General features: G+C 71.4%; 13 protein-coding genes and 1 pseudogene. 5 read left to right on the top strand and 9 right to left on the bottom strand.

What is annotated here, in order from left to right; genetic code table 11:
* Positions 1–195 precede the first annotated feature (195 nt).
* Positions 196–3,396 (top strand): hypothetical protein, encoded by a 3,201-nt coding sequence (locus Scani_RS40355; RefSeq protein ID WP_159475004.1) that lies wholly within the window; start codon positions 196–198, stop codon positions 3,394–3,396.
* A gap of 17 nt (positions 3,397–3,413) precedes the next feature.
* The gene (locus tag Scani_RS40880) at positions 3,414–8,039 is read left to right on the top strand and encodes a peptidoglycan-binding domain-containing protein (protein WP_246295792.1); all 4,626 of its coding nucleotides are present in this window, start codon (positions 3,414–3,416) and stop codon (positions 8,037–8,039) included.
* Between the two features lie 119 nt (positions 8,040–8,158).
* Here the strand turns inward: Scani_RS40880 and Scani_RS14755 are convergent.
* Positions 8,159–9,047, bottom strand: a pseudogene (locus tag Scani_RS14755) (Sco1979 family transcriptional regulator).
* 112 nt (positions 9,048–9,159) lie between these two features.
* Positions 9,160–9,402, bottom strand: a complete 243-nt coding sequence (locus tag Scani_RS14750) for a DUF397 domain-containing protein (protein ID WP_159475001.1) — start codon at positions 9,400–9,402, stop codon at positions 9,160–9,162.
* A 196-nt stretch (positions 9,403–9,598) separates the two neighbouring features.
* Between Scani_RS14750 and Scani_RS14745 the strand changes: the two genes are divergently transcribed.
* Positions 9,599–10,105 carry an ATP-binding protein gene (locus Scani_RS14745; RefSeq protein ID WP_159474998.1) on the top strand — a complete coding sequence of 169 codons (507 nt, stop codon included), beginning with the start codon at positions 9,599–9,601 and terminating at the stop codon, positions 10,103–10,105.
* Between the two features lie 123 nt (positions 10,106–10,228).
* Positions 10,229–11,146 carry a LysR family transcriptional regulator gene (locus Scani_RS14740; protein ID WP_159474995.1) on the top strand — a complete coding sequence of 306 codons (918 nt, stop codon included), beginning with the start codon at positions 10,229–10,231 and terminating at the stop codon, positions 11,144–11,146.
* Positions 11,147–11,162: 16 nt separating this feature from the next.
* Here Scani_RS14740 and meaB read toward each other — a convergent pair whose 3' ends face one another.
* Genes meaB through Scani_RS14725 form a run of 3 tightly spaced genes read right to left on the bottom strand, consistent with a single transcriptional unit; the run spans position 11,163 to position 16,289 of the window.
* Positions 11,163–12,164, bottom strand: a complete 1,002-nt coding sequence (meaB, locus tag Scani_RS14735) for a methylmalonyl Co-A mutase-associated GTPase MeaB (RefSeq protein WP_159474992.1) — start codon at positions 12,162–12,164, stop codon at positions 11,163–11,165.
* A 10-nt stretch (positions 12,165–12,174) separates the two neighbouring features.
* Positions 12,175–14,406 (bottom strand): methylmalonyl-CoA mutase, encoded by a 2,232-nt coding sequence (gene scpA / locus Scani_RS14730; protein WP_159474989.1) that lies wholly within the window; start codon positions 14,404–14,406, stop codon positions 12,175–12,177.
* On the bottom strand, positions 14,406–16,289 hold the full coding sequence (locus Scani_RS14725) for a methylmalonyl-CoA mutase subunit beta (protein WP_159474986.1): 1,884 nt from the start codon (positions 16,287–16,289) through the stop codon (positions 14,406–14,408). The genes scpA and Scani_RS14725 overlap by 1 nt, the downstream gene beginning before the upstream one ends.
* 243 nt (positions 16,290–16,532) lie before the next feature.
* Here Scani_RS14725 and Scani_RS14720 point away from each other — a divergent pair, with 243 nt between their 5' ends.
* Complete coding sequence (locus tag Scani_RS14720; protein ID WP_159474983.1) at positions 16,533–17,828, top strand: DUF5005 domain-containing protein; 1,296 nt, start codon at positions 16,533–16,535, stop codon at positions 17,826–17,828.
* Between the two features lie 52 nt (positions 17,829–17,880).
* On the opposite strand, the gene Scani_RS14715 is transcribed toward Scani_RS14720, so the two are convergent.
* The 4 genes from Scani_RS14715 to Scani_RS14700 form a co-directional block, all read right to left on the bottom strand.
* Positions 17,881–18,282, bottom strand: a complete 402-nt coding sequence (locus tag Scani_RS14715) for a DnaJ family domain-containing protein (protein WP_159474980.1) — start codon at positions 18,280–18,282, stop codon at positions 17,881–17,883.
* 129 nt (positions 18,283–18,411) lie between these two features.
* Positions 18,412–19,074 (bottom strand): GerMN domain-containing protein, encoded by a 663-nt coding sequence (locus Scani_RS14710; RefSeq protein ID WP_159474977.1) that lies wholly within the window; start codon positions 19,072–19,074, stop codon positions 18,412–18,414.
* The gene (locus Scani_RS14705; protein WP_159474973.1) at positions 19,071–20,702 is read right to left on the bottom strand and encodes an ATP-binding protein; all 1,632 of its coding nucleotides are present in this window, start codon (positions 20,700–20,702) and stop codon (positions 19,071–19,073) included. The genes Scani_RS14710 and Scani_RS14705 overlap by 4 nt, the downstream gene beginning before the upstream one ends.
* Complete coding sequence (locus Scani_RS14700; protein WP_159474970.1) at positions 20,699–21,406, bottom strand: response regulator; 708 nt, start codon at positions 21,404–21,406, stop codon at positions 20,699–20,701. Before Scani_RS14700 ends, Scani_RS14705 begins: the two co-directional genes overlap by 4 nt.
* Positions 21,407–21,510 lie beyond the last annotated feature (104 nt).

Below are 21,510 nucleotides of genomic sequence, written 5' to 3'. Positions count from 1 at the left end.
TGGCCTCCGGCCCCGACGCCTGGAGGGACTGCACCGGTCGGAACCCCCGCCGGCCGTTGCCGTCCCGCTCCCCAGTGGCGGGCGTCCGCCACCGGAGTGAGCATGGAAGAGGGGTGAAGGTGCCTTCGCCGCACCTCACCGCTCGTACGACTCTTCACGACTCTTCCTTCACATGAGTTCGGTGAGGCGTTCCTCATGTCGTTCTCCATCCGCCGTCCGGTCTCCCTGAGGCTCGGGGCAGAGCTGCGCAACCATCCGGGTGAGGGCGAGGGTCAGCACGATGACCACGGCGGCGACCGCGGTGACCGCGCCGGCGGCGACGGGTTCGGGGGCGGTGGCTTCGGAGGGGGCTTTGGCGGCGGCTTCGGCGGGGGCCCCGGGGGTCCGCCGCACGGCCCGCACGGCCCGCACCCTGGCCCGCCGCACCCCGGTCCGCCGCACCCCGGCCCCGACCGGCCCCCGGAACACCCGCCGCACGAGGTGGACGTCGCGGAGGGGCCGTTCCGGGTGGTGCGGCCCGCGGACATGCTCGTCGTCGACATCGCACTGGTCAACCTGCGCGTCGAGGGCCGCCGCCTGGTGCGGCGGGAACGGGACCAGCCCACGTTCGTCCTCGTCGGGCTGCCGGCGCAGCACGTAGTGGAAGAGGTCCCTCCGAATCTGAACGCCGTCACCGCTCCCATGAAGGCCGTCACCGCCGGCTCGACCCGACTGGCATTCTCGGTGCCGGACAGCATCGACAGCTTGGACCTGTCGCTGGACGCGCTGCTCGACTGGGCGCGTCTGGTACCGATGACGGTGCCGGTCGGCCCGCAGATCCCGGACACGCCGGGATCGACGGTCTTCCAGGGCATCCCCAGAAGTGTCATCGAGTTCCCCACCCGGCTGCTGATCACCTACGACGCCCCCGTGGACTGGGTGGGGGGACCCCGACTCCAACAGCTCGACGGCCGCACCGTGTTGTGGCACGCCCGGTTGCTCGGTGAACAGGACGGCGACGTTCAGCTGCGGGCCTTCGCGACGGTCACGGGCGGGGGCGCGCTGCCAGGGGGTGCCCCGGTGGCCGGCGCCACCCTGGAGGACCTCGTCACCCTCACCAGCCGGATCGAGCTGCCCGGAGGGCCGGGTGGGCCACTCGAAGTCCACAGTGCGCCCCTGCACGCGGAGCAGTTCCTCGTCACGCCCCTGGGGACCTCGGCCCACTTGCACGGCGCCTGGGAGCCGCTGTCGCAGCCGGCCATCGACCGCTACACGCTGGCCGGCCGGCGTGCCCCGAGCCTGGTGGCCTACGACCACATCACGGGCCTGGGACGTGACCAGTACGTCCGCGTCGTCAATCACGGCCGCCTGTGCACCGGTCATGAAGCCCTGGACGTGACGGAGACCAGGCGCGTGTTCGTCGCTCGGCCGGACGACGGGATCGTCGCCTACCTGCAGCAGGAGGAGTACATCGTCGTCAAGCAGCCGGAGGTCCAGTACGGAGCGAGCACCGGGTTCCCGCATCAGGGACGCGAGATGCCCTTCCGTACGCTGCGCATCACCGATCGCGTCACCCCGCTGATTCGACCGCCGGCCACAAAGCCCGATGCCTTCTGGGTGGTTCTCCGTGACTCCCTGGAGGACTTCGAGTTCACCGTGATCGGCACGGACAGCGAGGGCCGACAGGTCGGTTTCACCATGCCGCTGGTGTTCGTGGCGGACGGGACGCCCAACGAACAGGGGCGTCTGACGGAGCTGTACGACAAGAACAAAGAGCCGAGGCTGGGCGACCGACTGCAACGTCCGCTGAACGGCCAGGTGGTGGCCATGGCGCAGCCGCCCGCCGAGACCCCCGGCAGTACCAGCCACGCAGTCGGCACCCTGACCTTCGGGCTCGGCCCGCAGGGCGGCACCCCTGTGGTGGGCCAGCCCTGTGTGCACGAGGCGGCGGTACGCGTCCCCGCCGTCGAGCAATTCACCCCCAACGGTGGTGATCTCAAGGTCGTGTTCAACGCTACGTATCTGCAGCAGACCATGGAGGGACACCCGGCGGGCGCGTACCTGGATCTGCAGAAGCCGCTCAGCCTCACCTTCGGGGCCGAGCAGGCCGGTGGACTCTCCAGCCCCAATTCCGCGGTGAAGACGATCACCAGCCGGGCAGGCGTGGTCCCGGACGTCTTCACCACGGACGCCGGCGGGGCGGTCGTCGGCGCGAAGGACATCGAGGCCATCAGGAATGCCTTCGGCGGGGCCCAGCTGCTCGGCATCGATCTGGGCAAGTACCTGAAGGGCCTGGTCAAGGACAACTTCGACGCATTGCGTCAGCTCGGCGACGACCAGATCGCGGCCATACTCAAGGACGCGAACGGTCAACTGCCGACACCCGTGCTGCGCATCCGCGATCTGGCCGACGGTCAGGGCAAGGAACTGCGGTATGTGTGGAAGCCGCCATTGGATGCACCGAAGACGCCCGACAACATGCCGGACCCGAACGCCCTTATCGATGTGTCCAAGGCCTCATTGATCCTGGACGCCCGCACCGTCCGCTCCAAGGACGCCGTCGACAAGGCCACCGTGGACGGCAAACTGAGCCACTTCGCGATGAACTTCTTCGGTATGGCCCGAGTGGAGTTCGACGAGTTGAAGTTCAGCACCGGTCCGGGAAAGAAACCCGATGTGACGGCCTCCGGTGTGGAGCTCAAGTTCAGCAATGAGCTGGAGTTCCTCAACAGCCTGCGCGCCGCCCTGCCCGCCGACGTCTTCGGTACCGGCGCGTTCCTGGACATCCGGCCCAGCGGTATCCGTGTCGGCTACCAACTCGCGCTTCCGGCGATCCCGCTCGGCGTCTTCATGCTGTCGAACCTCGCCCTGTCCGCGGAGGTGGCGATCCCCTTCGACAACAAGCCGGTCTCCTTCCGCTTCTCGGTCTCCGAGCAGAAGCACCCCTTCACCGTCACGGTCTCGCTGTTCGGGGGCGGAGGCTACTTCTCCATGCTGGTCGACACCAGCGGGGTGAAGGAGGTCGAGGGAGCCCTGGAGTTCGGCGGCAGCGCGGCACTGGACCTGGGTGTCGCGAGCGGCGGTGTGTCGGTCATGGCAGGCATCCATTTCCTGTTCGCGGACGGCGACGTCACCCTGGCCGGATATCTGCGGTGCAACGGCTTCCTCACCGTGCTGGGCATCGTCACGGTGTCCGTCGAGTTCTATCTGGAACTCAGCTACGAAAAGCACGACGGACAGTCAGTGGTCCGTGGCCGGGGCACCCTCACGGTCAGCGTGCGGATCGCCTTCTTCAGCAAGTCCGTCAAGCTCGAACTGGAGCGGAGCTTTTCCGGCGCGCCGGGCGACCCGACCTTCGCCCAGTGCATCTCGAAAGAACACGACTGGCGTGAGTACTGCGCGGCGTTCGCCGCGTGAGCCGCGGGGAGACGAGAATGGACTTCGAACAGCACATCAACTGGACCGTTCTCCCCGCCGGTCTCTCGGAGGACGGTACGCAGGTCAGCGTGTCGGTGTTCATCGCCCCGCGACTGGTGACGTCCGACACGACGACGACGCGCACCACGCTGGGACCGCACTTCCCCGATTTCCTCTCCTGGCCGGAGAAGGTCAAGGCGGCCACCTTCGACTTCGGTACCGGGGACCGTACTTCCGCCTCCTCGGCGCCCTTCGTCAGCGGTCTGAAGCCGCTGGGCCCGCCGCCCGACACCGACCTGTGGAAGGGTCTCTTCGGCAGCCGGACGCCGCTGGACCCCTACGTCTTCGAAAGCCACACCGACCCGGACACGTTCCACACCTACTCGGCGAACGAAGTCGGCACCTTCACCAAGGAACGGTATGTGGAAGCGGCCAAGATGTCGCCCGAGACCCCGCCCTCCACCAGGGCGCTGCTGCGCTCAGCGCGTGACACCGCAACGGGCACCGGGGACGTGGCCACGGCGGCCGGCGACACCGCCGCGGACGACGAGCCCCCCATGCCTCAGGAGCTGACCGGGCTGAAAGGCTTCCACACGCTCACCATGCACCCCGCCCCCACGCTCGCCGACGGAGAGCCGATCCGGCGGCCGCGACCGCCCAAGCAGGATCCCGACTTCCACCAGATGCTCACCTCGCTCGGTGACCACCCCACCTTGCTCCGGACCCTCGGCCTCGTCCTGGACTTCGTCCTGCCGGCCGATCGGCTTCCCGTGTCCTCGGGCGGGCGCATCCTGACCGTCACGCCCAACTGGGCTCCCGCACTGGGGAATCGTTCGCACGATGTCTCCCCCCGCACTCGTTACGTCTTCCTTCCGGACCGTCATGCCTTCGTGCCCGCGGGCAAGGGCCTCACGGACGAGGAGCCGCTGCCGCCGCCGTCCCGCGGCCTCGTGGCGGTGACAACGAATTTCGCCGTCGAGCAGGCCGACATCGACGGCGCCGCGCGCAAGATGATCTCGTCCCCCAAGGACGCCACGGGACTCTCCCCGGTGCGTACCCATGGGCTGTCGCTGATCAGGAGTGAGCGACTGGGCAGCCTCACGGACGAGTTCACGCGGGCGGTCGAACACGACGACGCCTTCGCCCGCGTGATCGAGCAGCAGAAGAACGGACAGGGGGCGGAGCCGGGCCCGCAGTCTCCGGGGGACGCCGCCCCCCACGTAGCGCAGGAGCCCGAGGCCACCCCCGAACTGATCGCCGAGGACCTGACCCGCGGCCACCGGATGGACATCTGGGACGACGAACGACAGAGATGGTTCTCCCTGCACGAGCGCGTCGTGGAGTACCGGGAGCCACGCGACGGGCCGGTTCTGCTCACGGCCTCGGACGAAGGCTTCTTCCAGGCCCACCTGGCCTCGCCGCCGAGCGACGCCATCAACCCCGACCATCTCTACGTGCCCGAGCAGTTGGTCACCTGGGACGGATGGTCGCTGTCCGCGCCCCGCCCGGGGCTGGTACTGGACATCGACGAGGGGTCCGTCGAGGATCACCGCCCGCCCAACCTGCCGAAACCGCTCAACAACGCGGCGCAGACGCAGCTGCCGCTGGAGATCATGGTCAGGACACAGCCCGGTTCGCTGCCCAGGCTGCGGTTCGGCCACCACTACCGGGTGCGGCTGCGGACCGTCGACCTGGCGGGCAACGGCCTCACCAGGGAGGAGGCCGACGCCGCCCTGCAGGCGGAATCCGCCGCCTCGCCGAAGGACGCAGCGGCCCTGATGCTCCCCGGCGGGGCCGGACTGCAGCCCTTCCAGAGGTTCGAGCCCGTCCTGGCCCCGGCCATCGTGCCCAGATTCGCCTTCGAGGAAGGTTCCTCGGCCTTCCGGATGGTGATCCGGAGCAGCCCCGGGCCCGGCCCGCCCCCGGCCGGTGGGGGAACCGTGCGGACCGTCGCCCTGGTCAACGTCACCTTCGGCAAGCACAACGACGACGTCCGCCTCGTCCAGCAGGCCCTCATGGACAACGGACACCTGCTCCCCCACGGCGCGGACGGAACGTTCGGCAACGAGACCAGGGCCGCGTACGCCGAGGAGCAGCGCGCCCAGGGCTTCACGGGCAGCGGTGCCGACGGTGAGCCCGGCTGCCGGTCCCTCACCAAACTCGGCCTCAAGAGCGGCTTCGCCGTCGACTGCGGCACGGGCACGGACGCCGGCCCGGGAACCGGCACCGGAGGCGGCCGGACAGCCGAGCAGTACGCCGCGGACTTCAACCGGTCTTCCCTGGTCACCGCGGAAGGGCACGGCCCGTACCGGGGGACCGACGAACGGCATGTGGTGGCACCGAAGGCGTCGCTGCGGTGCGTCGAGTGGCACGGACTGCTGGACGAGGCCATCGGGTCCACGGACCGGACCGTGCAGGACGAGGTCTACGATCTGGCCGCCCGGGAGAGCGGCTCGTTGAGCGACACCTCCCCGTCCCAGCCGGACGTTCAGGTGGAGCCGGTCAGGTCGTCGGCGGCGGACCCCGACCACCCGGTGCACACCGTTCTGCACACCGGCGAGCAGGTCGAGCTGCCCTACCTTCCCGATCCGCTGTCCACGGGAGCGGTCTTCCTGGATCTGCCGGGCATGCCCGACGGGGAGCCCTTCCCGGTTCCCTGGGACGGTGAGGTCTGGCACCGCCCCCGGTCCCTGCGGCTGCGGCTGGCCGAAGGCACCGCCCCGCCGCGCTTCGACGAGGCCTCCCGGGTGCTGACCGTATCGCTGCCGAAAGGTGTCGTGGCGACCGTCCGGGTGTGCTCCAGGATCGACTTCGACGAGAAAGTCATGGGCATGGCCGGGTGGTGCCGGGAGCAGGAGGAGTCGGTACCGGGGCTCGCGTCGGAGACGGAGGGGGACGCGGCGGCGAGAAGGGCGGCAGAGGCACGACGCACCGACGACACGCTGGCACTGGCCGCAGCCAGCCGGCACTGGATGTTCACGCCCTGGCAGGAACTGACACTCGTCCATGCGGTGCAACAACCACTGAAATCACCGGTGTTGACCCTGTCGACGCCGACGGTTCCCCGTGCCTCCGGAGCGACGGCCGAGCACCTCACCGGCTCCGTCGCGCTGGACGAGGGCACTACGGACCGGATCGACCTGATCGCCGAGTGGACCGAGGTGACGGACGCCGGCCTCGCGGGCCGCACCACCCGCGAGGTGGCCGTTCCGGTGTTCGATCTGCTGACGGCGCGTGCGGCGGGCCGGAACGGCGTCCCGAGCGCCGAGCCCGCCCTGCTCAGGGACGGCGTGCTGACCTTCAACACCCAGGCGGCCGAGGACAAGGCGAAGGCGGACGCCACGGCCGCGGTGGCGCAACCCGTCAACCCCCAGGGCGATCAGGACGGCAGGCCCCATCCCCTCCCGCCCACCCCTGCGAAGCATGAATTCGGCGACACCAAGCACCGGACGGTGCGCTACCACCCGGTGGCCGGCAGCAAGTTCGCCGACTACTTCCCGCCGCAGTTCGCCACGCCCGGCCAGAACGTGCTGACCGTGGAGGGGACGGCGCAGGAGCACTCGGTGCCGAGCAGCAAGCCCCCGATGGCGCCACGGCTGCTGTACTGCGTGCCCACGCTCACCCTGGAGCACGTCGGCGGGCCGCCCGGTCCCATCGTCCACCAACGGCGCGGTCGCGGAATCCGGGTGTACCTGGACCGCTCCTGGTTCTCGTCCGGAGACGGCGAACTGCTCGGCGTCGTTCTCGGCGAACCGCCGGGAGGCGATCCGAAGTCCGTACGGGACGCCTGGGTCACCTTGATGGGCCGCGACCCCATCCACCGTTCCGCGCCGGTCTTCGCCCCCACCGCGGAGGTGTTCACCAACGCGGAGCGGCAGTCCGGCAAGCTCTCCCTCGCCACGCCGTCGGGCCCCCTCCCGGTCACGGTCGTCGGCTTCACCCCGCAGTTCGAAGCGGGCACTCCGAAGCCCGATGAGGACGAGGACAAGGTCGGCCGCTGGTTCTGCGACCTGGACCTGGACACCGGGGACGCCTGCCTGCCCTTCGTCCGGCTCGCCCTGGTCCGCTACCAGCCGGATTCCATCCCCGGAGCCGAGATCTCCTCCACGGTCGTCCTCGCGGACCTGGTGCGCACCCTGCCCGACCGCGAACTGAGGGTCACGCCCGGCGATCCGCTGTCGGTCAGCGTCACCGGACCCTCCTGGGACCCCACCGGCTCTCTGCCGCCGCGCATCACCGCCACACTGCAACGCCGGAACAGCCTGGTCGACGACGATGACCTCGGCTGGGTGACCCTCGAGGACACCACCGTCGACCTCACCTCCGTCGACGCGGAGTCCTCCCGGACGCCCTTCTACACGGGCCAGGTCCCGATACCGCCCGGACGACGCGGCGGACCGTTGCGCCTGATGGTCCTCGAAACCGAGGGCATCCGCCCCGACGGCCCCACCCCGCCCACGACACCCGGGCCGGTGATCTACTGCGACACCGTCACCTTCTCGCGGAGGCCGGGCGGCCCGGACGGCGACCACGGCGACGGAGACCACGACGGTCACGGCGACCATGACGGCCCCCATGGGCCGGGCCATCACGGACCGGGCGATCACGGCGGTGGGCCCGGTGGCGGGTTCCCTCACCGCTGACCGGGGATGACCCGGTCAGGGAGGGTGCCCCGGAAGCGCATCGCCGCCGTCGCAGGCCCGTTCGCCCTGCGAGCGTGCCTCGCTCCGCCTGCCGGATGTACGCGATCCCGGACCGCGGGTCAGTCCTCCTGCTTGAGCAACCGCTCCAGGATCGCCAGGGATTCGCGGGGCGACTCGGACTGTGCGCTGAGCCGGTCCATCACCGCGAGGTAATGATCGACATCATCGCGCTTGTCCAGATAGAGCGCGCTGGTGAGCTGCTCCAGATAGACGATGTCCGGCAGGTCCGGCTCCAGGAAGCGCAGGATCGTGATCGGGCCACCGGCCGCCGCCAGGCCACCGCAGCGTCACATTCGGCAGCTCGGTCATCTTCAGCAGATGTCTGAGCTGACCGGCCATCACGTCCGGTCCGCCGAGCGGACGGCGCAGCGACGCCTCGTCGATCACGGCCCATACCCGCGGCGCGTCCGGGACGGTCAGCAGTTCCTGACGCTGTACGCGCAACTGGACCCGCCGCTCGATCTCCTCGGGGGAGGACCGCGGGTGGCCGAGCTGCGCCACCGCACGGGCGTAGTCAGGTGTCTGCAACAGGCCCGGAACGAACTGGACTTCGTACGTCCGGATCACCGAGGCGGCCTCTTCGAGACCGATATGCGTCTCGAACCAGCCGGGCAGCACATCGTTGTACTGGTGCCACCAGCCCGGGCTGCTGGTCTTGCGGGCCAGCTTGAGGAAGTCGGAACGGATCGCTTCGTCCGTGACGTTGTAGAGCGTCAGCAGATCGGCGACATCGCGCTCCTTGCAGCTCACCCGGCCGAGTTCGAGGCGGCTGATCTTCGCGTGCGAACCACGGATGGCGTCCCCGGCGGCCTCACGGGTGATGCCCGCCCCTTCACGCAGCCGGCGGAGCTGGGTGCCCAGCACGATCCGCAGGACGGTCGGACCGCCCCGCGGATGTTCCAGGTAGCGGCGCAGGGACGGATCGCTGCTCGGCTGCGCGGCGGTCATGCTGACTCCCCTGAGTGGTCGGGCGAACGCCCAGTGTCCCACCGCCCCGAGCGCTTCGTACAGCCGGGGCGACTATCCGAGCGACATATGCGCCAATCGCGACGGCGCACGGTCAGCGGCCGGCGATGAGGTCGTCGAAGTCGCCGTCCTTGGCTCCCTGGACGAAAGCCACCATCTCGTCGTGGGTGTAGACCAGCGCCGGACCCGAGGCGAACCGGGAGTTGCGCACCGCCACTCCGCCGTCCGAAAGGGCCGCCAGTTCCACGCAGTTGCCGCTGGGGTTGCTGCGGCGGCTCTTGCGCCAGACGGCACCTTCGATGCTGGTCGCCTGCATGCCGTTGGTCACCGGCTCCATAACAGTTGCTCCCTTGCTGGAGGTCTCTCCTCCGACGGATCCCGAGCCTGCGCTCACCTTGGCGTGAACGCGCCCCTGAGCGACCGTCCTTGCTGATGTAATTGCAGATGCACTTGCACCATGCGACGGCTGACGAGGATATTAGCTCTCCGAGGCAGCCCGGCCCAGCCCTGAAATCCCCCTCGCGGAGATGTTGATGACCACACATCCGGCAGAGACCGTGCATGACGCCCTTCGGGATGAACTGTGTGAGGACAGCTGGTGGATGCCCGCCCCCGACGGATTCGCCGCCTGCGCCCTCAGCGGCTCCGCGCGCACCGTGCCGGAGGCCCGCCGGTTCACCCGGGCCACGCTCGCGGGCTGGCAGTTGTGTGCCGACGTGGCCGATGACGTGGCCCTGGTCGTCTCGGAGCTCGTCAGCAACGCCCTGCGCTACGGCGCCAAGGATCCCGGGGACGACGCCGCGCCCGAGGCGCCCGCCCCCTTCTGCAACGCCTGGCTCGCCCTGACGCGGCAGAACTCCACGGTGCTGTGCGCGGTTTCGGACGCGGGCACCGGCGCCCCCGTCGTCAAGCCACCGGACGCCCTGGCGGAATCCGGGCGGGGCCTGCACATCGTCGACCAGCTGAGCGACGACTGGGGCTGGACGTCGCCGGACCGCACCGGAAAGACGGTGTGGGCGACGGTGTCGACGCGCGGCTGAGACCAGTCCGCAGCGGAGGTACCGCGGGCCCCGGCCCCTGGCTCCCGGCGTAACGGCGCACGGGCGCGCCGTGTGTGACGATTCCCGGGCCGCCCTCATCCGCACGGAAGGCCCGAGACGCCGATGGATCTGCTGTCCCTGCGCTACTTCCGGGAGGTCGCGCGCCGGGAGCACATCAGCCGGGCCGCCCGGGAACTACGGGTGGCCCAGCCGTCGGTGAGCCGGACGATCGCCCGGCTGGAGGCGGAGCTGGGCGTCCCGCTCTTCGACCGCCAGGGCCGCACCATCCGGCTCAACCGCTATGGCGCCGCGTTCCTGGTACGGGTCGAGCGTGCGCTGAGCGAACTCGACGACGGGCGGCGGGAGTTGGCCGATGCCGCCGGGCTGGACGACGGCTCGGTCGCCGTGGCCGCCGAGACGCTGCTGCCGCTCACCGAGCTGCTGGCCGGCTTCCGTGCCGCCCACCCCGGTGTCACCGTCCGGTGCCTGCAGTCCACCCCCGAGGTGATGCGGGAACAGCTACGGGCACGGGAGGTCGATTTCTGCGTCGCCTCCCAGCCGCTGACCGGGCCCGGCCTGGGCGCGGTGCGGCTGCTGCGCGACGAGGTGCTGCTCGTCGTGGCCGCCGGTCATCCGCTGGCCGCCCGGGAGCGGGTCACGGTGGCCGAGATCGCCGATGAGCCCTTCATCACCACGAGGACCGGACACTGGCAACGCGCGCTGCTGGAGCGGCTGTTCAGCAAAATCGGGCGCCGGCCGATCATCTCCTGCGAGGGCGATGAGCCCGGCGCCACGCACTTCCTGGTCGCGGCCGGTCTGGGCATCGGCCTGATCCCCGCCGTCGCCCGCGCCGAACTCCCGCAGGTGCCGCTCGCCTGGCTGCACCTCGACACCCCGGACTGCGTACGGACCCTGAGCCTGGTCCGGCGCGAGGACAGCTATCTCTCCACGGCCGCCGCCCGGTTCCGTGACATGGCCGTCGCGCACTTCGCCGCGCGGGGACGACGCACCCGGCCGGGAGAGGAGCCGGGGCGCCGGTAGCGCGGTCGTCCTGGGCCTAGCCCGTCAGGCCGTCCCCGAGGCCGAACGCCGCCAGCAGCCGCTCGGCCGCCAGCGTCGCGGTGATCTCGCCGTCGCGCACCGCCTGTTCCACACCGGGGCCCAGCCGGCGCACCTCGGGGTGCTCCTGGAGGCGGTCGATCAGCCGGTCGCGCACCATCGACCAGGTCCAGTCGACCTGTTGGGCGCGGCGCCGCTCGGCCAGTGCCCCGGTGGACTCCAGGAGGGTGCGGTGCTGCTCGACCCGCTCCCAGACCCCCTTCAGGCCGGTGCCCTCACGGGCGCTGCAGGTCAGTACGGGAGGCGTCCAGGCCGCGTCCGGGGGCTGCAGCAGCCGCAGCGCACCGGACAGTTCGCGGGCCGCTGAACGGGCGTCCCGTTCGTGCGGGCCGTCGGCCTTGTTGACGGAGACCAGGTCCGCCAGCTCCAGTACGCCCTTCTTGATGCCCTGGAGCTGGTCGCCGGTGCGCGCCAGGGTCAGCAGCAGAAAGGTGTCGACCATGCCCGCGACGGTGGTCTCGGACTGGCCGACGCCGACCGTCTCGACCAGGACGACGTCGTAGCCCGCGGCCTCCATCACCACGATGGACTCCCGCGTGGCCCGCGCCACCCCGCCCAGCGTGCCGGACGTGGGGGAGGGGCGGACGAACGCCGCCGGGTCCGTCGCCAGGCGCTCCATCCGGGTCTTGTCGCCCAGGATGGAGCCACCGGTACGGCTGGAGGACGGGTCGACGGCGAGCACCGCCACCCGGTGTCCGGCGTCGGTCAGCAGCGAGCCGAGGGCGTCGATGAAGGTCGACTTGCCGACACCCGGCACCCCGCTGATGCCCACCCTGCGGGCCGAGCCGGAGTGCGGCAGCAGCTCGACCAGCAGCCGCTGGGCCGCCGCCCGGTGGTCGGGCCGGGTGGACTCCACCAGGGTGACGGCGCGGGCGATCCAGGCCCTGGAGCCCGCGCGGACACCCTCGGCGTACCGTTCCACATCGATCGTCGCAGGCATGACCCCCCGCTCAGAGCTCGTGGCCGAGGACCGACGCCAGGTCCCGCACCAGGTCGTGCGCGGCCTCCGGGATGACCGTGCCGGGGAGGAAGACCGCGGCGGCGCCCATGTCGCGCAACGGCTGCACGTCCTGCGGCGGGATCACCCCGCCCACCACGATCGTGATGTCCTCGCGGTCCTCGGCGGCCAGCGCCTCCTTCAGCGCGGGCACCAGGGTCAGATGCCCGGCCGCCAGCGAGGACACCCCGACGATGTGGACGTCCGCCTCCACGGCCTGGCGGGCGACCTCGGCCGGGGTCTGGAAGAGCGGGCCGACGTCGACGTCGAAGCCCAGGTCGGCGAAGGCCGTGGCGATCACCTTCTGGCCGCGGTCATGGCCGTCCTGGCCCATCTTGGCCACCAGGATGCGGGGCCGGCGGCCCTCGGCGCGCTCGAACTCGGCCACCAGCTCCCGGGTGCGCTCGACACCGGAGGAGGGGCCCGCTTCGTCTCGGTACACACCGGAGATCGTACGGATCTGGCCGGAGTGCCGGCCATAGACCGACTCCAGGGCGTCCGAGATCTCGCCGACCGTCGCCATGGCACGGGCCGCGTCCACCGCCAGCGCCAGCAGATTGCCCTCCAGCCCCTCGCCGGGACCGGACTTCGCCGCCGCGGTCAGCGCCCGCAGGGCGTCCTGGCAGGCGTCCTCGTCGCGCTCGGCACGCAGCCGCTTCAGCTTCTCGATCTGCTGGGCGCGCACCGAGGAGTTGTCGACCTTGAGGACCTCGATCTCCTCGTCGGTCTCCACCCGGTACTTGTTCACGCCGATCAGCGCCTGGCGCCCCGAGTCGATCCGCGCCTGGGTACGGGCCGCGGCCTCTTCGACGCGCAGCTTGGGGATGCCCGCGTCGATCGCCTTGGCCATCCCGCCGGCCGCCTCGACCTCCTCGATGTGCTGCCAGGCCCGCTGCGCCAGATCGTGGGTGAGCTTCTCGACGTAGGCGCTGCCGCCCCACGGGTCGATGACCCGGCAGGTGCCCGACTCCTGCTGCAGGAACAGCTGGGTGTTACGGGCGATCCGGGCGGAGAAGTCGGTGGGCAGGGCGAGCGCCTCGTCCAGGGCGTTGGTGTGCAGGGACTGGGTGTGCCCCTGAGTGGCGGCCATCGCCTCCACACACGTACGCGTGACGTTGTTGAACACGTCCTGCGCGGTCAGCGACCAGCCCGAGGTCTGCGAATGGGTGCGCAGCGAGAGGGACTTGGGGTTCTTCGGCTCGAAGCGCTGGACCAGGCGCGCCCACAGCAGCCGGGCCGCCCGCAGCTTGGCGATCTCCATGAAGAAGTTCATGCCGATCGCCCAGAAGAACGACAGCCGCGGGGCGAAGGAGTCCACGTCCATGCCCGCCTCGATGCCCGCGCGCAGGTACTCCACCCCGTCGGCCAGGGTGTACGCCAGCTCCAGGTCGGCCGTCGCGCCCGCCTCTTGTATGTGGTAGCCGGAGATCGAGATGGAGTTGTAGCGCGGCATCTTCTGCGAGGTGTACGCGAAGATGTCGGAGATGATCCGCATCGAGGGCTGCGGCGGATAGATGTAGGTGTTGCGGACCATGAACTCCTTGAGGATGTCGTTCTGGATGGTCCCGGCCAGCTTCTCGGGCGGTACGCCCTGTTCCTCGGCGGCCACGATGTAGAGCGCGAGAACGGGCAGCACCGCGCCGTTCATCGTCATCGACACCGTCATCTTGTCCAGCGGGATGCCCTCGAAGAGCTGCCGCATGTCGTAGATCGAGTCGATGGCGACGCCCGCCATGCCGACATCGCCGGTCACCCGCGGGTGGTCGCTGTCGTAGCCGCGGTGCGTGGGCAGGTCGAAGGCGACCGACAGGCCCTTCTGGCCGGCCGCGAGGTTGCGGCGGTAGAAGGCGTTGGACTCCTCGGCCGTGGAGAAACCGGCGTACTGCCGGATCGTCCAGGGCTGGTTGACGTACATCGTCGGGTACGGCCCGCGCAGATACGGCGTGATCCCCGGGTAGGTCCCCAGGAAGTCCAGGCCGTCGAGGTCCGCCTCGGTGTACAGCGGCTTGACGTCGATGCCCTCCGGCGTCTCCCACGTCAGATCCGCCACGCCCTTGCCGGTGGACTGCGCCACGGCCGCGGCCCACTCCCCGGTGTCGCCGGCGGTGTCCGCCGCAGCCGGCTTCCCCAGCTCGACCGTGCTGAAGTCCGGGATGGCGCCCGTCTGCTGTGTCGTGTCGTTCATCACGCCACCTCCATGACATCCAGGGCCGAGGACAGCACCTCGACCGCGTCGCAGCCCGCGAAGACAAAGGAGTCCACCCCGGCCGCTGTGAATTCCTCCCGGTGCTCACCCGGCTTGCCGGCCAGGTGCACCCGCAGCGCACCCGCCGACTTCAGCGCGGCCGCCACGGCCGCCGCCTGCTCGCCGTACACCGCATCGCTCGCACACAGACAGGCGATCCGTGCGCCACTGCGGGCGAACGCCTCGGCCACCGACTCCGCATCCACCGGCGCGGGCTCCTGCACCGTCTCGATGCCGCCCGCCTGGAACAGATTGGCGGCGAACGCCACCCGCGCGGTGTGTGCCGCGACCGGGCCCAGCGCGGCCAGGAAGACCTGCGGCCGGGCGCCGCTCGCCGCCTGATGGGCGTCGGAGCGCGACCGCAGCCGCTCGTAGGCATCGTCCCTGCGCACCCGCGGCAGGCCTCCGCCGATCGGTGCGGGCGCCGGCTCGCGGTGCACCGGCGGCTCGGCGAGGTGCGGGAACTCGCTGACACCGGTGATCGGTTCACGCCGGTGGGCGAGGTCCTCCGAGCGACGCTCCCAGGTGCGGGCCAGCCGCTCGGCGACCATTCCGGAGCGCAGCGCCGCGGCCTGGCCGCCCGCGCCCTCGATCTCCTGGAAGAACGCCCAGGCCGCGCGGGCCAGCTCGTCGGTGAGGCTCTCCACGTACCAGGAGCCGCCCGCCGGGTCGATCACCTTGGACAGATGCGACTCCTCCAGCAGCACGGACTGGGTGTTCCGGGCGATCCGGCGGGCGAACGCATCGGGCACGCCCAGCGCGGCGTCGAACGGCAGCACCGTCACCGCATCCGCGCCGCCCACGCCCGCGGACAGCCCGGCGACCGTGGTGCGCAGCATGTTCACCCACGGGTCCCGACGGGTCATCATGACCGTGGAGGTGACGGCGTGCTGGCGCTGCGCCGATGCGGCGGGCGAGGCCCCGCAGACCTCGGCGACGCGTGCCCACAGCCGTCGGGCGGCGCGCAGCTTGGCGATCGTCAGGAACTGGTCCGCGGTGGCGGCGTAGCGGAACTCCAGCTGCCGGCAGGCGTCGTCGACGGACAGGCCGGACTCCGTCAGCTGCCGCAGATAGGCGACACCGGTCGCCAGCGAGGCGCCCAGTTCCTCGGCGGCCGAGCCGCCCGCCTCGTGGTACGGCAGCGCGTCCACGGCCAGCGCGCGCACACCGGGCGCATCGGCGGTGCAGCGCGCGGCGATCCGGGCGGCCGACTCCCCCTGCACGCGCAGCTTGGCGTCGTCGCCCGTACGGGCCAGCAGACCGAGCGGGTCGGCGCCGAGGCAGCCGGCCGCCTCGCCCAGCGGGGCGCCGGACGCGGTGTACAGCCGCAGCAACTCCTCGGCGGCCGGTGCGAAATCGGCGCCGGCGTCCAGTACCACCGCGGCCAGGTCCAGGTAGACCCCGTCGAGCGCGCGCTCCAGGCCGTCCACCGGCAGTCCGCCGTCACCGACGGCCAGCCAGACCGAAGTGACGCCGTTCTCCAGATCGGCCAGCACCGATTCATTGGCGCGTACCGGATCGGTGTGGACATGGCGCTGGCGTACGTCCCACCCGGCGACGGTCGTGCCCTCGGGCCGGCCGGCCCGTACGAACGGCGGGAAGCCCGGATGGCCCAGGGCGGCCGTACCGTCCTCGGCGGTGTAGAGCGGGCGGACGCGGATACCGTCCTGCAGATCGGTGGCGAGCGCATCCTCGGCGGCGGTGCCCGTCGCCTCGGTGACGCCCGATTTGCGCAGCACGCCTTCGACGAGGCGCTGCCACTGCTCTCGATCGGCATCGGGGAAGGCGGCGGCCAGGGGGAGTTCGGGGGACTCGGCGGTCATGGCAGCAGGCTAGGCGAACGACCGTTAGCTGGAGCAGGGGCTCCAGCTGTGACGTTGCACTCGTTGACCTCCCATGGATCTTCATATTTATGCGCCGGAAGGGGCAGGTGGGACGGTTCGGCCGTATGGCGCGGAGTCATCTTTTTCCCCGCGCGACGCGCCTGCCGCGGGGCGCCCGGGGGGTTCCGTACCGTGGGCGCGCCCCAAGCTCCCGAGGGGCAGGGGGAGCCCCGGAGGAGTGCGATGCCCACGGCCCCGATGATCCGCACCGCGGCCGTCGCCGCCCTGCTCCTCGCCTCCGTCGTGCCGGCGTGGGTGCTGCCGGGGGCGACGCCTTCCGGTCGCGCCGCGGACTGCCGCGGGCGCCGGATCGTCTCCTGGTCCGCCGATTCCCGGCATACCGCGGAATTCGCCCGTTACGGCGACGACAACACCCGGGTGGACGACTGGACCGGCGGTGACGGCACCCACTCGGTGCGCCTCCCCGACGGCCGTACGCTCTGGCTCTTCTCCGACACCTTCCTCGACCGGATCCAGGCGCCGCCCGACCCGCGGGGCGAGCAGCACCGTTGGCGCACCGCCGCCGGCGGCGGCGTCCCGCTCCTGCGGCACAACTCCGCCGTGCTGATGTCCCGTTCGGGCCGCCTGGAACGCACCCTGACCGGCGGCACCGCGACCGCCCCCGGCCCGTACTTCCCCGACCCGCCCGGCGGCGGCTGGCGTTGGCCGGTCCGCGCGAGCGTCGAGCCCCGTGGCCCCGGCGCACCCGAGAAGGTCGTCCGCGTGCTGCTGTGGCGCCGGGCCCCCGGAACCGGGCCGTGGATCTTCGGCCTGCCGCTCGGCACCGAGGTGGCCACGCTGTCGCTCCCCGGCCTGCGCCTGGAAGGCCTCACCGAGACCGTCGGGCGGACCGCCGCCGACCCGGGCCGGCGCGTCCTGTACGGAGCGGCGGCGGTCCGCGACGGCGGCTGGACCTATGTCTTCGGGGGCGACGACCCGCCCTCGTCACCGGCTTCCAGCGCCTATGTCGCCCGGGTCCCCGTCGGGCGGCTCGCGGGCCGCGGAAGCTGGCGGTTCTGGGACGGCGCCCACTGGCAGCGGCGGGCCGGGCGGGCCGCCCCCGTGCTGCGCGCCGGCGGCCGGCGGGGTGTCGGCAGCGCCTTCACCGTCGTACGCGACGGTGCGGCCTGGCTGCTGTTCACCATGGACACCGGGGGCGGCGGGGCGGCCGGGCTGCGGACGATCACCACCTACTGGTCCTGCTCGCCCCACGGCCCCTGGCGCGGGCCGAACGGCAGCCTCACCCCGCCCCGCCCGCAGGCCGCCGATCCGCAGCACGTCGCCGTCTACAATCCCCAGATCCACCCCGAATTCACCACGAACGGGGAGTTTCTGCTGAGCTACGACATCAATTGGCTCGGCCCGCCCGGCGTCCCGGCCGATGCCCGGCTCAACAGTGATGTGGAGCTCTACCGGCCGCGGTTCCTGCGGGTGCGGACGGGTGCGGACGGGGGCGCCGGGGGTGACGGCGGCCGGTGAGCAGGGGGCGGCGGGCACGGCGAACCGGCCGGGCCCCGAGCCCCCGGAGGTCTCAACTACCGTGCGCTTCCCGCCACTTGCGGGCCTCCTCGTCGATGTCGACCGGCGCGAGACGCAGCGGCGGCCCTTCGAGCGGGGTGCGGAGCGCCGCGTGGATCCGGTCGTTGACCGCGGTCAGGATGCGGCGCAGCGCGGCCTCGGTGGGAGCCTCGGCCGCCGTCGCCAGGGCGTCCTCGGCCTCCTTGCGCAGGGCGAGGCCGGGCGGCAGACAGGAGAGATGCTCCCGGCTCATCTTCTCCTTGATCCACCACATCTCGTCATACGGCTGGTCGAGGTGGGGGAGGGGCTTGCCGGCCCCGGAGAGGCCGGCGAATTCGCCACGCTCCGTCGCCTCGCGGATCTGTTTGTCGACCCAGGTCTCGAAGCTGACGCCGGGGGGTTTGCGCTCGGTCATCGCGTGACTCTCCCGAGGATTCAGGGTCCGGTCGGCGGTTCTCCTCCAGACGGTCCGGTCGGTGCGGCGCGACGGCGTGCCGCCCGTCTTCACGGTAACTCCGGGGCCCGTCCGTGGGGCGGAGGCCGTTCAGCCCGTCGGCCCCCCGGGGGTCGGGGTGCTGTCGCTGCCGGTCCGGTGCGGGGCGGTTGCCGTCGGGCTGGGCTCGACGACGGGGAACGCGTTGTTGCCACCGCACACCATGGGGCCGATGCGGACGCTTTCGCCCACGAGCGTCACGGTGACCTCACCCGACGGCCTGTTCCCGGGCACCCGGGCGTTGGCCGCGGTGCACACCAGCTGGTTCAGCGAGCCGGAGTCCAGCCGTTTGACGTTCATCGGCAGGGTGATCTCGACGCTGCCGACGGCGGTGACGGCGGTCAGCGGCCGGGGGAACTTCGGCAGCACGCTGGACAGGCCGCGCATCCGCTCGGCGTGGTTCGGCCCCTTCATCAGCAGCTCGATGGCCTCCTCCGGGTCGACCGATGCATTCGCCCGCCGGGTCGCGGAGCGCAGCCCGGAGGGCCCGTAGAAGAACAACTGGACATCGGCCGTGCGCTGGCCCGGTGACCGCACTCCGGTGGCGGGCTCGCCCGCGTCGATGACATCGGTGGGGGCGATGCCGCAGCCGGCCAGCGCACCGGCCAGCGCGCCGGCGACCACGGCGCCGACCACGCCGGTGAGCACGCCGGTCACCACCCGTCGGCGGGTGGGCGTCGCACGCGCGGCGTTCAGGGCGTTCTCGGCGCTCATGCGTGGGTCTCTTCCGCTGCGGAGCGCACGCCGCCCCGGTCGTCGTCCGCGGCCGGCTCCCCGGCCGCCCATGCCTCGTCCGGCGGGTCCGCGCTCCCGTCGTCCGCCGGCTCGCCCGCCTCCTCGTGGCGCAGTGGCAGATCCACCGTGAACACCGCGCCCCCCTCGGGACAGTTGGCGGCGCGCATGGAGCCGCCGTGCAGCCGTACGTTCTCCAGCGCGATGGCCAGGCCCAGGCCGCTGCCTTCCGAGCGGGCGCGGGCGGAGTCCGCCTTGTAGAAGCGGTCGAAGACATGTGGCAGGACCTCGGGGTCGATGCCGGGGCCGCTGTCGGAGATCTCGATCAGCAGCCGGTCCGTGCCCGGCTCGGGGGCGTGCAGCCGCACCCGGACCGGCTCGCCGCCGTGGTGCAGGGCATTGCCGACCAGGTTCGCGACCACGACATCCAGCCGCCGCGGGTCGATTCCGGCCCGTACGTCCGCCGGCAGTTCCGCCGTCACCCTCTTCTGCCAGGCTCTGGCCTGCAGGGTCTTGCGGATGGTCTCGCCGACGTCCACCTCGTCCAGATGGAGCGCCGCGGCTCCCGCGTCAAACCGCGACACCTCCATCAGGTCCTCCACCATCCGCGCGAGCTTCCCGGTCTCCTGGCTGATCAGCCGGACCGCGGAGGCGGTGTCGGGGTCGAGGGAGTCGGCGTCCTCGTCGAGCACATCGGTGACCGCGGTCATCGCCGCCAGCGGTGTCCGCAGCTCGTGCGAGACATCGGCCGCGAACCGCCGGGAGTTGGACTCCAGGCGGCGCAGCTCGGCCATGCTCTCCTCCAGCCGGGCCGCCATGTCGTTGAACGTCCGGGACAGATCCGCGATCTCGTCGGCGCCCTTGACCTCCAGGCGGGTGTCCAGCTTGCCCTCGGCGATCCGTCCGGCGGCCTGCCGCAGGCCGCGTACCGGCCGCAGCACCCCGCGCGCGGCGAGCAGCGCCAGGACCACGGTCAGCACCAGCACCGGCAGCGCGCCCCGCTGGGCGGCGCTCACCAGCGCCTCGACGTTGGACTCCTCGGCGCTCAGCGGGAGTTGGGCATAGATGGTCAGTGCGGAGGCGCGGCCGTCGGACTGCCGTACCGGCATTCCGATCAGCAGCCAGGGCTCGCCGCTGCGGTCCACGCGCTGGAAGGCCGGCACATGGCGCTTCTCCACCGACGCCTTGAGTCCGGCCGGTATCACGACGTCGCCCCGCAGGCCGCCGTCGCCGCTGTCCCGTACGTCGCCGTCCTGTGCGCTGCCGTCCCGTGCGCCGCTGTAATGTACGGAAATGTCCCATTCTCGGGACTTTCCGGAGCGCTCCAGCTGGACGCGCAAGGAGTCCAGATCCGCCTGCGACGGCGGGACCGGGAGCTCGGGTGCCAGCGAGTTGACCTGCGCCCTCAGGTCGTTGACGGCGATGTCCTGGGAGCGCTGCAGGATGGCGTTACGGGCCTCCTGGTAGGTCAGGAGAGCGGTGGTCAGTGCGCTGAGGGCGGCCACCACCAGGAACCCCACGACGAGCCGGGCCCGCAGACCCCGCAGCAACTGGGGGTTCCCCCCGCGCAGGCGGGGGAGGGCGGGCACCCGGAGGCCGGGGCGCTTCACAGGGGTCCGAATCGGTAGCCGAAGCCGCGCACGGTCTGGACGTACCGGGGGCTGCGCGGGACGTCCTCTATTTTCGTCCGCAGCCGCATGACACAGGCGTCGACCAACCGCGCATCGCCGTGGTAGCTGTGCTCCCACACATGCTCCAGCAACTGCTGGCGGCTGAAGACCTGCCCCGGCGTGGCGGACAGGAACAGCAGCAGCTTCATCTCCGAGGGGGCCAGCGCCAGATCCCGGCCGCCCTTGCCGACGACCAGACCGGCGCGGTCTATGGCGAGTTCGCCGTACGTCTCGACCGGGGCGGGGCCCGGCTCCGCGGCGGCCGGCGTGCCGTCGGCGGGCAGCGCGGTACGGCGCAGCACCGCGCGCATCCGTGCTTCGAGGACCTCGCCACGGGCCGGCTTGACGATGTAGTCGTCGGCGCCGGCCTCCAGGCCGAGCACCACATCGAGATCGTCGCCGCGGGCGGTCAGCATGATGATCGGCAGCTGCCGCTCGGCGCGGATCAGCCGGCAGACCTCGAAGCCGTCCTTGCCGGGGAGCATCAGGTCCAGCAGCACGATGTCGGGGCGGAAGCCCGGCAGGACCTCCAGCCCCTCCTCGCCGCTTGCCGCGGCCGCCACTTCGTGGCCGCGCCGCCGTAGGGCCAGGGACACTCCGTCCCGTACGGCGGCGTCGTCCTCGATCAGAAGTACACGTGGCATGGGTCCAGTATCAATAAGTTTCATGATGGATCCGTAACAGGAGCAGCCTGCCCGGACTCTGGTGCATCTCACGTGGTGCAAGGCGGTGCGCGCAACGCGGCCAC

The sequence above is a fragment of the Streptomyces caniferus genome, assembly GCF_009811555.1.
Taxonomy (GTDB): Bacteria; Actinomycetota; Actinomycetes; order Streptomycetales; family Streptomycetaceae; genus Streptomyces; species Streptomyces caniferus.
The sequence above is the reverse complement of the archived record's forward strand: the minus strand, read 5'-3'. Positions and strand labels throughout refer to the sequence as shown.

Bases quoted from the DNA above. Each gene is read 5' to 3' on its own strand.
- Scani_RS40355 (WP_159475004.1), top strand. From the start codon at position 196: ATGTCGTTCTCCATCCGCCGTCCGGTCTCCCTGAGGCTCGGGGCAGAG.
- Scani_RS40880 (WP_246295792.1), top strand. From the start codon at position 3,414: ATGGACTTCGAACAGCACATCAACTGGACCGTTCTCCCCGCCGGTCTC.
- Scani_RS14750 (WP_159475001.1), bottom strand. From the start codon at position 9,402: ATGGAGCCGGTGACCAACGGCATGCAGGCGACCAGCATCGAAGGTGCC.
- Scani_RS14745 (WP_159474998.1), top strand. From the start codon at position 9,599: ATGACCACACATCCGGCAGAGACCGTGCATGACGCCCTTCGGGATGAA.
- Scani_RS14740 (WP_159474995.1), top strand. From the start codon at position 10,229: ATGGATCTGCTGTCCCTGCGCTACTTCCGGGAGGTCGCGCGCCGGGAG.
- meaB (WP_159474992.1), bottom strand. From the start codon at position 12,164: ATGCCTGCGACGATCGATGTGGAACGGTACGCCGAGGGTGTCCGCGCG.
- scpA (WP_159474989.1), bottom strand. From the start codon at position 14,406: ATGAACGACACGACACAGCAGACGGGCGCCATCCCGGACTTCAGCACG.
- Scani_RS14725 (WP_159474986.1), bottom strand. From the start codon at position 16,289: ATGACCGCCGAGTCCCCCGAACTCCCCCTGGCCGCCGCCTTCCCCGAT.
- Scani_RS14720 (WP_159474983.1), top strand. From the start codon at position 16,533: ATGCCCACGGCCCCGATGATCCGCACCGCGGCCGTCGCCGCCCTGCTC.
- Scani_RS14715 (WP_159474980.1), bottom strand. From the start codon at position 18,282: ATGACCGAGCGCAAACCCCCCGGCGTCAGCTTCGAGACCTGGGTCGAC.
- Scani_RS14710 (WP_159474977.1), bottom strand. From the start codon at position 19,074: ATGAGCGCCGAGAACGCCCTGAACGCCGCGCGTGCGACGCCCACCCGC.
- Scani_RS14700 (WP_159474970.1), bottom strand. From the start codon at position 21,406: ATGCCACGTGTACTTCTGATCGAGGACGACGCCGCCGTACGGGACGGA.